Origin of the sequence: Acetobacter okinawensis, from assembly GCF_002153655.1 — a bacterium.
GTDB classification, from domain to species: domain Bacteria; phylum Pseudomonadota; class Alphaproteobacteria; order Acetobacterales; family Acetobacteraceae; genus Acetobacter; species Acetobacter okinawensis_A.
On sequence record NZ_JOPJ01000030.1, the window covers coordinates 25,437 to 34,260 of the forward strand.

Genomic DNA, 8,824 nt, shown 5'->3' on the forward strand with positions numbered 1-8,824 from the left:
GGAGCATGCGGGCCATAAACCCGCAAGCTTTAACTTCTGCTCAGCACATTCCCTTTTCCGTTTCTGGGGGAAAACAGAAAAAGGAACGCATACAGACACATGGTGTCCGTCCCACGACCAGAAAAGGGGAAAGGCACACTCTGGCGTTGACCTTGCGCAAAACGCAGGCATAATCAGGCGGGGTATTGTCCGTGAATGCCGCGGACGCGGGTAAACCCGTTTCCAGCCTGCTGCCTTTATTGTGCCCTGTGGTGCTGACCATGTGGCACTCTATAGCTGTTGCAGGGGCTGAATTTCCACATAAATCGTGACAGGGGCCGTACTGTGCGGCCTGCAAAAAGCGCAGTTCTGGTATGGGTTCGGGTATATAAACGGCATGAACAAAAAAATAGATGATAAGGAAATGAATTTTTCCAACCCTGTTTATCTTGACGCCAATGCGACCGAACCCCTGCGCCCCAAGGCCCGTGCGGCCATGCTGGAGGCAGCGGACGTTACAGGGAATCCATCATCGGTGCATCAGGCCGGGCGGCGTGCGCGCGCTTTGCTGGAGGAGGCACGCAACACACTGGCCAGCCGTATGGATGTTGCCCCACTGAACTGCGTGTTTACCGCAGGCGGCACGGAGGCCAACGTGCTGGCCATGCACGGGCTGGGGCAGGGGCGGCGTTTTCTGGTCGGGCGCACCGAGCATGACGCAGTGCGCAAGGGCATGCCCGATGGGGCGGATGTAGGCTGGCTGGAGGTGGACACGCACGGGCAGGTCCGGCTGGACCTGCTGGAGGCGGCCCTGCATGCGGGCAGTACGCCTGCATTTGTCTGCCTTATGCTGGCTAATAACGAGACAGGTGTGCTCCATCCTCTGGATGAGGTAGCGCGCCTGTGCCGCCAGTATGGCGCGCACCTGCATGTGGATGCGGTGCAGGCCGCAGGACGTATGGAACTGAGTGTAGAGCAATGCGGGGCGGACAGTCTGGCCTGCTCCGGCCACAAAATGGGCGGCCCAAAGGGGGCCGGTGCGCTGCTGCTGCGCGGCCCCGCCCCAAGACCACTGACCCCTTTGTTTGAAGGGGGCGGGCAGGAGCAGGGCCGCAGAGGTGGCACACAGCCGCTGCCTGCCATAGCCGGGCTTGTTGCCGCCCTGTGCGATGGGCTGGACAACCCGCGTGATCTGGCCCCCCTGCGCAACCGGCTGGAGCAGGCGGCCTGTGCCGCCGGGGCGGTGGTATGCGGTGCGGGGGCACCCCGTCTGGGCAATACGGCCTCCCTCGCCTTGGCGGGGCGGCGCGCGCAGGGGCAGCTTATGCGGCTTGATCTGGATGGGGTCTGTGTTTCAGCCGGGTCGGCCTGTTCGTCGGGTAAGGTCGCGTTTTCGCACGTGCTGGACGCTATGGGGCTGGGGGAACTGGCAGGGCAGGCCATACGCGTATCCCTGCCGTGGAACACGCAGGAGGCGGATGTGGAGCGGTTTGTGCAAAGTTATACACGCATGGCGGCAGGCGCCGGTCTGGCGCTGGCATAGGTGGGGGGCGGCATGACGGCATTGTATTTTGACCACGCGGCCACCACACCGTGCGACCCACGTGTGCAGGCAGTTCTGCTGCGCGCTCTGGCGGAGGAGAACGGCAACCCGCACAGCACCACCCACGCCAGCGGCACCCGCGCGGCACAGATGGTGGAGCAGGCCCGTGCGGAGGTTGCCGCCCTGCTGGGGGCCGAGGCGCGTGAGATTGTGTTTACCTCGGGGGCGACCGAGTCCAACAATCTGGCCATCAAGGGGGCTGTGCGGCATCTGGCGGCACAGGGGAGCGCGCGCCGCAGGGTTATTACCGTGGCGACCGAGCATAAATGTGTGCTCCAGAGTGTAGAGGATCTGGCGCAGGAAGGGTTTGAGCCGGTTGTTCTGCCGGTCAATGCCCAAGGGGTGCTGGAGCCGGATGTGCTGGCGGCAGCTTTAGCGGATGCACCGACCGCGCTGGTCTCCATCGCCGCTGCCAATAACGAGACCGGGGTGCTCCAGGACCTTGCCGCACTGGGTGCTCTGGTTACGCAGGCGGGTGCTCTGCTCCATACCGATCTGGCGCAGGCGGCAGGCAAGATTGCGCTGGACCTGCACCACCTGCCCGTGGCCCTTGCCTCTGTCTCCAGCCACAAGCTGTATGGGCCAAAGGGGGCGGGTGCGCTGTATGTGCGCCGCCGCCCCCGTGTGCGGCTGACGCCCCTGTTCTCGGGCGGTGGGCAGGAGCGGGGTTTGCGCTCGGGTACCCTGCCGGGCTTTTTGCTGGCGGGGTTTGGCGCGGCCTGCCGCATTGCGCAGGCGGATATGGCGCGTGATGGCGCACATCTGGCTGCGTTGCAGGCCCTGTTTGTCGCACGGTTGCAGGAGCGGTTGCCGGGGTGTGTGGTCAATGCGCAGGAGGCGGCACGCCTGCCGGGTATTTTCAGCCTGCGTCTGCCGCCTGACCTGCGCGCCGCAGATGTGCTGGAGGCCATGCCCGAGCTTGAGGTTTCGCTCGGTTCGGCCTGCTCTTCAGCGGAGTTGGCCCCGTCTTATGTGCTGGAAGCCATGGGCCTGAGCTTTGATGAGGCAGGAAGAAGCTTGCGTCTGTCCCCCGGACGTTTTACCTCCACCGCCGAAGCAGAACGCGCGGCGGACAGTCTGGCACAGGCTGCCTTGCAGGTTCGGGCCACGCCCCCGCGGGCCAGACCCACAGCATAAGGCCAAGTTAAACCGGCCGTAGCCGCCATGATAATTTTTGGCAGGATGGAAACCAATGCCCCAGATGACGTTTGTTGAGCAGGACGGAACAGAACGCACGGTTGATGCCCCTGTTGGCCTGTCCGTGCTGGAAATCGCCCACAAGCACGATGTGGACCTTGAAGGGGCCTGCGAAGGCTCGCTCGCCTGCGCGACCTGCCACGTAGTGGTGGACCCGGCATGGGCGGACAAGCTGAGTGCCCCCACCGATGATGAGGAAGACATGCTGGACCTTGCCTTTGGTCTGGAAAAAACCTCACGCCTTGGCTGCCAGATTGTTATGACCGAAGCACTGGATGGTCTGGTTGTGCGCCTGCCCAGCAAGGCCTGATACCGATTATTTAAAGGGGAAGGATAACCCGCCCATGCGTATTCTTGTTGCCATGTCCGGAGGGGTGGACAGTTCCGTGGTGGCTGCCCGGCTGCTGGAGGAAGGGCACGAGGTCGTGGGCGCGACCCTTCAGCTTTACGATTCCAGAGGGGCGGCCAAAAAAGGCGCATGCTGCGCAGGGCAGGACATCCGCGATGCCCGCGCCGTGGCCGACCGTCTGGGGTTCCCGCATTATGTCATTGACGCCGAGCGCCGGTTTCAGGACAGCGTGATCGAACGCTTTGCCGATGCCTATGCCGCGGGCGAGACTCCGGTCCCCTGCGTTGCCTGCAATCAGGGCGTCAAATTTACCGACCTGCTGGGACTGGCGAAGGAAATCGGGGCAGAGGCCATGGCCACCGGCCACTACGTGCGCCGTGTGGAAGGCCCGCAGGGGGCCGAACTGCACCGCCCTGTGGACGAGGCGCGTGACCAGAGCTGGTTCCTGTTTGCCACCACGCGCGCGCAGTTGGATTTTTTACGCTTCCCCTTGGGCGACATGCCCGACAAGGCCGCCGTACGGCAGGAGGCCGAGCGCTACGGGCTGGTTGTGGCAGGCAAGCCCGACAGCCAGGACCTCTGCTTTGTCAGCGATGGCTCCTACGTGGACCTTGTCGAGCGTATGCACCCCGAAATGGCAGGCCCGGGCGAGATTGTGGACCAGTCCGGCCATGTTGTGGGCGCGCATGAAGGGGTCATGCGCTTTACCGTGGGGCAGAGCAAACGGCTGGGCAATGCCGCGCGCCTTCAGGGGGAACGGCAGATGGTGGTGGGGGTCGAACCCGGCCGCAAACGTGTGATTATTGGCCCACGCGCCCACGCATTTGTCAGCGCCCTGTCCGTGCGGGATGTGAACTGGCTGGTGGACGCCCCGCCAGAAGGGCTTGTGTGCAAGGTGCAGATGCGCGCGCGTGAGGAGCCACGCACCGCCCGCGTGCTACCCACCGCCGATGGGGCAACCGTGCTGCTGGACGCACCGGCTATGCCCGCCCCCGGTCAGGCCTGCGTGTTTTATCAGGGAAGCCGGATTCTGGGTGGCGGGTTCATCCGCCGGACGGAGCAGCCGGTTACGGTGTAAACTCAGGAACAGGGAGTGCTGGCGCATGGCCGAAGGTCGTCTGGTTATCGGAACACAGCGTTATTCATCATGGTCGCTGCGGGGCTGGCTCTGCGTGCGTCTGGCTGGGCTGGATGTGGCGGTGCAGGTTGTGCCACTTGCTGGTGGCGGGCAGACCACAGCGCTTAAAACCCTTTCGCCCAATGGGTGTGTGCCGTATCTGGAGCATAAGGATGCGGTGGTGTGGGACTCGCTCTCCATTGCCGAATACTGTGCCGAGCAGCACGGTTTTCTGTGGCCCAAGGACAGGGCTGTCCGGGCATGGGCGCGCTCCGTTGCTGCGGAAATGCATTCCGGCTTCCGGGCCGTGCGCTCGGCATTCCCCATGAATCTGGGGCGCAACCGGCCGCTGCCCACCCCGCTGGGGGAGGATGTGCTCAAGGATATTGCGCGCATCAACGCCATCTGGACCGAGGGTGCGGGCCGTGGCGGGCCATTCCTGTGTGGGCCGGGCATGGGGAATGTGGATGCCATGTTCGCCCCCGTTGTGTGCCGTTTTCTCTCCTACGACGTGCCGGGGCTTTCTCCCACGGCTCATGCCTACATGCAGGCCGTGCGCCACCATCCCCTGATGGAGGAGTGGTATGCCGCCGCTGCGCGTGAGCCGGTGGCATGGCAATTGGATATGTATGAATCACTGGCCTGAGCCAGCACCATGATGCTCAGCCGGGGGCAGGGCTAGGCATGTCCACCCCCACACCTGCGCATGTGGCCCAGCCCGTAACCGCCCCCCACAGGCCGTTGCGGGTTATGACTGTTCTGCCCCCGCGTGAGCGGTTTGCTGCGGCGGAGGCGGGGGCCATAGCGCTGCTGGTGCACCGCATGGCCGGTGCGGGCGAGGTTGTGGTGGGGAGTGCACCTGCCACCCGTGCGTTTGCCGATGTGCCTTTTGTGCCGGTTCCGCCTGCCCTGTTTGCTCTTGGCACCATGGGGCGCTACCGGGCGGGGGTCGCACGGCTTGTTGGCAGCATCCGCCCCGATCTGGTGGAGGTGCATAACCGGCCGGATCTGGCGTTGGCTATCAGTCGGCGTTTTCCCCACATGCCGCTGGTGCTGGTGTTGCATAATGACCCGTGTGGCATGCGTGGGGCCAAAACCGCGCGCGAGCGTACGGTGCTGGCAGGCAAAATGGCGGTTGTGGCCGTGTCGGGCTGGCTGCGGGCGCGGTTTCTGGCACAGGGCGCTCAGGGGTGTGTTACGGTTCTGCCCAACGCGCTTGACCTTGCTGCCCTGCCTGCCCCCGCCCCCGTGCGGGACCGGACCGTGCTGTTTGCAGGGCGTGTTGTGGCGGACAAGGGGGTGGATGCGTTTGTCGCGGCCTGTGCGGCCCTGCTGCCCCGTTACCCGACATGGCAGGCCACCATTATTGGGGCAGACAGGTTTGGCCCAGCATCTCCCCAGACAGATTTTCTCGCCCGTTTGCAGGAGCAGGCGCGCGTAGCTGGGGTCAGCATGGCCGGTTATCAGCCCCATGCGCAGGTTTTGCAGGCCATGAGCCAGGCCGCCATTGTGGTGGTACCCAGCCGGTGGGCCGAGCCTTTTGGCATGGCCGCACTGGAGGCCATGGGGTGTGGGGCTGCTGTGCTGACGTCACGCAATGGCGGGTTGCCCGAGGTTGCGGGGCAGGCAGCACTCTATGCCAGCCCGGATGACCTGCCGGGCATGGTGGCAGCACTGGAGCGCCTGATGGCCGATGTCACGTTACGTGCGCATCTGGGGCAGGCGGGGCTGGCCCGTGCGCGGCTGTTTGACAGCGCAGTGCTACGCCCGGAGCGCCAGATTTTTCAAGCCCGTGTTGTGCAGGTCTGGCCGCATGTCAGCCGCTTGGTGCAAGGGTAGGTAGGGCTCAGGCAGGGCGCTGGAGTATGGGCGCTCCGCGTGAAGCCGGGTGTAGAGTGTGTTCCAGATGTTGTGTTGGCGGTGCGTGTTCTGGGCGGGTGGCTTGTCAGGCCGGGGACGGCTGCCAGCCGCAGGCGCGCAGGGCGGGTTGCATGCCGGTGCGCGGTGGAGCGGTTACGGTAATGCCGTTTTCAAGGGGTAAATGCAGGCTTCTGGCCAGCAGGTGCAGGCCTGCGGGGCTGGCGGTGCCGTAAAGGGCATCGCCCACAATGGGCCAGCCCATGGCCGCACAATGCACACGGGCCTGATGGGTTCGCCCGGTTTCAAGCTCCAGTTCCAGCCAGCTTGTGTGTGCGCTCTGTCCCAGCACCCGCCATGTGGTGGCTGCTGGCGCGCCTGTGGCCGCTACCTGTACGGACCAGCCCGCTCTGGTGCTGGTCTTGAGCAGGGGCAGGTCAATGCGCCCGGTCTGGGTGTGCGGCACACCATCCACCACGGCCCAGTAGGTCTTGCGCGCGGTTTTGGTGGCAAAGGCCTGCTGCATGGCCAGCAGGGGCTGCTTGCGCAGGGCTATGGCTAGGCAGCCTGAAGTATCGGTATCCAGCCGGTGGGCCAGCCACGGCCCGTCCTTGCGGCGGGAGAGCAGGGGGAACCAGTCCTCCACACATGCGCCACCGCCGGGGCCGGTGTGTACGGGCAGGCCCGCGGGTTTGTCCACAATCACCACATGGCTGCTCTGGTAGAGCAGGGGCGGCATGGCTGGAGGGGAGGGGGGCATTCAGTCCTCTTCCCGCGCGGCGCCGACCAGCACCTTGCGGCGGCCTACATGGTCGGCACGGCTGATAATGCCTTCCTTTTCCATCTGTTCGATCAGCTTGGCCGCGCGGTTGTAGCCAATGGAGAGATGGCGCTGGATAAAGGAGGTGGAAGCCTTGCCCTCCCGCGTGACAATGTCCACTGCCTCGCTGTACATATCGGCTTCGGCGTTTTCGTTCCCGCTGGCGCGGCTGCCAGCGCTGGAGGACGCATTTTCCTCCATGGGGTCGGCCAGAACGTCCTCATCATAGATCGGCTCGCCCTGCTCCTTGAGGAAGTTGACGACCTGCTCCACCTCGCTATCGGCCACAAACGGGCCATGCACGCGGGTAATGCGCCCCCCGCCCTGCATGAACAGCATATCCCCCTGCCCCAGAAGCTGCTCCGCCCCCTGCTCGCCCAGAATGGTGCGGCTGTCGAACTTGCTGATAACCTGAAAGGAGATACGGGTGGGGAAGTTGGCCTTGATGGTGCCCGTAATCACATCCACCGAAGGGCGCTGCGTTGCCATGATGACGTGAATACCCGCAGCACGTGCCTTTTGCGCCAGCCGCTGCACGCAGGCGTCAATTTCCTTGCCGGCGGTCATCATAAGGTCGGCCATTTCGTCAATAATGACGACAATATAGGGCATGGGGTCGAGGGTGACGGACTGCTCCTCAAACACCGGGTTGCCGGTTTCGGGGTCAAAGCCGGTCTGCACGCGGCGGACCACGACCTCCCCATCTGCGCGGGCTTCACTCGCACGGGCGTTGTAGCCGGCAATGTTACGCACCTGCATGTGCGCCATGGTGCGGTAGCGGCGGTCCATCTCCCGCACGACCCATTTGAGCGCGTTTACAGCCTTTGGCGGTTCGGTCACAACCGGGGTCAGCAGGTGGGGGATGCCATCGTAAATGGAGAGTTCAAGCACCTTGGGGTCAATCATGATCAGCCTGCACTCATCAGGCGAGAGCCGGTAGAGCAGGGACAGGATCATGGCGTTCACACCCACCGACTTGCCTGAGCCGGTGGTGCCCGCGACCAGCAGGTGCGGCATGCGCGCAAGGTCGGAGAACATGGGCTCGCCCGCAATATCCTTGCCAAGGGCAAGGGGGAGCTGGCCCGTATCCTCGCGCCATGTGGGCTGGTTGAGCAGCTCGGACAGGTAGACCGTCTCACGCGTCTGGTTGGGAACTTCAATCCCCATCACGTTGCGACCGGGGACTGTGGCAATACGCACGCTCAGCACGGAGAGCGAGCGCGCCACGTCGTCCGCCAGCCCGATAATACGGGCCGAGCGAATACCCGGTGCGGGTTCCAGCTCATAGAGTGTGACCACGGGTCCGGCGCTCATGCCCACAATGCGGCCCTGCACGCCGTAATCGGCCAGAACCTGCTCCAGCATGCGGGCGGTGGCGTTCAGCAGTTCGGGCGAGGGGCCGGTGTGGGCGTTGCTGGGGGCGGCGCGCAGCAGGCTCATGGGGGGGAGTTCCCACCCGCCTTTGCGTGCGGCGGTCCGTTCCGGGGTGGGGGTGGCGTTTTCGGTCTGGCTGGCCCCGGCAAACAGGCGGCCGAGCAGGCCGCTTCTGGCGGGTTTTTCGGCCAGTGGGGCGGGGGATGTGGTTGCCGGTAGAATAAAGCCGGGGTCTGCCTGTGTGGCGGGGAGCGGTGTTATGGCTGCTGCCTGCGCGGGGCTGTCCAGCGGTGCGGGGGGGCTTGGGCTGCGGGGCTGCTGCGGGTTCTGCCCGGTTGTGCCGTGCAGCACCAGTGCTGTGCCGGTGCTGGGCTGCGGGGGAGATGGGGCGTGGTAAGCGGGCGTGTGGCCGGGCTCGTCGTCCTCATCATCAAACAGGGCGCCGGTGGGCAGGGAGCTGCCATAAAACGGGTCTGTGGCGGGGGTTGCCTGCGGGGTGTAGGCTGCTGTGGTGGAATGGGTCGGGGC

8 protein-coding genes are annotated in these 8,824 nt (G+C 64.8%); 6 read left to right on the plus strand and 2 right to left on the minus strand.

The genetic code is table 11. The features are described from left to right. Positions 1-376 precede the first annotated feature (376 nt). From HK26_RS10865 to HK26_RS10890, 6 genes are read left to right on the plus strand one after another with little or no spacing between them, the layout of a single operon-like run. On the plus strand, positions 377-1,522 hold the full coding sequence (locus HK26_RS10865; RefSeq protein ID WP_086639807.1) for a cysteine desulfurase family protein: 1,146 nt from the start codon (positions 377-379) through the stop codon (positions 1,520-1,522). Between the two features lie 12 nt (positions 1,523-1,534). Continuing rightward, positions 1,535-2,719 carry a cysteine desulfurase family protein gene (locus HK26_RS10870; RefSeq protein WP_086639801.1) on the plus strand — a complete coding sequence of 395 codons (1,185 nt, stop codon included), beginning with the start codon at positions 1,535-1,537 and terminating at the stop codon, positions 2,717-2,719. 55 nt (positions 2,720-2,774) lie between these two features. Next, the gene (locus tag HK26_RS10875; protein ID WP_025829054.1) at positions 2,775-3,089 is read left to right on the plus strand and encodes a ferredoxin family 2Fe-2S iron-sulfur cluster binding protein; all 315 of its coding nucleotides are present in this window, start codon (positions 2,775-2,777) and stop codon (positions 3,087-3,089) included. Positions 3,090-3,123: 34 nt separating this feature from the next. Then, a complete protein-coding gene (gene mnmA / locus HK26_RS10880) occupies positions 3,124-4,206 on the plus strand; it encodes a tRNA 2-thiouridine(34) synthase MnmA (RefSeq protein WP_086639802.1) in 1,083 nt (360 codons plus the stop codon). A 25-nt stretch (positions 4,207-4,231) separates the two neighbouring features. Then, a complete protein-coding gene (locus HK26_RS10885; protein WP_086639803.1) occupies positions 4,232-4,891 on the plus strand; it encodes a glutathione S-transferase family protein in 660 nt (219 codons plus the stop codon). 38 nt (positions 4,892-4,929) lie between these two features. After that, positions 4,930-6,084, plus strand: coding sequence for a glycosyltransferase family 4 protein (locus HK26_RS10890; protein ID WP_086639804.1), 1,155 nt, complete (start codon positions 4,930-4,932; stop codon positions 6,082-6,084). A 106-nt stretch (positions 6,085-6,190) separates the two neighbouring features. Here the strand turns inward: HK26_RS10890 and HK26_RS10895 are convergent, their stop codons facing one another. Beyond that, on the minus strand, positions 6,191-6,862 hold the full coding sequence (locus HK26_RS10895) for an RluA family pseudouridine synthase (RefSeq protein WP_257640978.1): 672 nt from the start codon (positions 6,860-6,862) through the stop codon (positions 6,191-6,193). Next, positions 6,863-8,824, minus strand: a 1,962-nt coding sequence (locus HK26_RS10900) for a DNA translocase FtsK (RefSeq protein WP_257640979.1), incomplete at its 5' end; no start/stop codon positions are given.